The organism is Sedimenticola hydrogenitrophicus (genome assembly GCF_029017505.1).
GTDB lineage: Bacteria > Pseudomonadota > Gammaproteobacteria > Chromatiales > Chromatiaceae > Sedimenticola > Sedimenticola hydrogenitrophicus_A.
The window spans coordinates 1-1,186 of record NZ_JAQGEI010000100.1 but is presented as its reverse complement, the minus strand read 5'-3'; the positions used below and the strand labels follow the sequence as shown (position 1 = coordinate 1,186).

At 51.4% G+C, this 1,186-nt stretch carries 2 protein-coding genes; both read left to right on the top strand.

Annotated features, from left to right (window positions below):
* Positions 1-28 precede the first annotated feature (28 nt).
* Complete coding sequence (istB, locus tag O9K64_RS23420; protein ID WP_260296038.1) at positions 29-784, top strand: IS21-like element helper ATPase IstB; 756 nt, start codon at positions 29-31, stop codon at positions 782-784.
* A 222-nt stretch (positions 785-1,006) separates the two neighbouring features.
* On the top strand, positions 1,007-1,186 hold a 180-nt coding region (locus O9K64_RS23415), incomplete at its 3' end, for a hypothetical protein (RefSeq protein ID WP_275100536.1).

Genomic DNA, 1,186 nt, shown 5'->3' with positions numbered 1-1,186 from the left:
CCACTGATCACAACCAGGAGAACCCATTATGTTGAATCACCCCACTTTGGAAAAACTACAGGCCCTGCGTTTTACTGGCATGTACAAGGCATTGATGGAACAGGGGCAGATGCCTGATATCGAGTTGCTCTCCTTCGAGGAGCGTCTTGGCTTGCTCATTGACCGGGAAATGACGGAAAGAGATGACCGTCGCTTACAAGCCCGGTTGCGTAAGGCCAAGTTGAAACATAACGCCTCTATCGAGGATATTGACTACCGAACCCCTCGTGGGCTGGACAAGGGTCTGATGCTGCAATTGAGCAGTTGCCAATGGGTCAAGGAGGGCCTCAACCTGATCATTAACGGTCCCACCGGGGCCGGTAAGACCTGGATTGCCTGTGCATTGGCGCACAAGGCCTGTCGCGAGGGTTATAGCGCCCAATACCTGCGTCTACCCCGGTTGTTCGAGGAGCTGAGTCTGGCTCATGGCGACGGCCGCTTCCCGAAGCTGATGACGGCCTTCGCTAAGATAGATCTACTGGTTCTGGATGACTGGGGGTTGGCCAAACTTGCAGCGGAACAGCGCCGGGATCTATTGGAGTTGCTTGATGATCGGCATGGCATGCGTTCTACCATTGTCACCAGTCAAATCCCCGTTGATCACTGGCATGATGTGATTGGTGATCCTACGCTGGCTGATGCCATTCTGGATCGCCTTATTCACAACGCCTACCGCATTAATCTGAAGGGTGAATCCATGAGAAAGCGGCAAGCCAAATTGACGAACACTACCCCCTCAGAGTAATAATGCAGCCTCTTGCGTCGCTCCGCTCCGACTGCCCGGCTGAATGGTTGTGGAACAGGCGGCCGTATGAGCATGGATTAGGTGGCCGGATAATCGTGGTCTGGGTGGCCGAATGGCGTGGAATACGCAATGATTGTTTTTGAAGAAAATTTAAAAAGGTTATTTTTGGGGTTTTTCTACAGCCTCGTTAGCCTTTAAAAAATAACAGCAAGGAGCAATAAATTGGCAAATGTCGAATTTAGGGCCTTCAAGCAATCGGACGCCGAATTAATTTGGGCGTTCTCGAAAGTCGCGGAAGAAATGAATGAGGCCCAAGCGAATCTCATTGTGTATCTGGCGCACCAACATAACCGCACGATTCAGACTGCCCTAGGTAACGCAGCAGAAGATCCGGCAATAAAG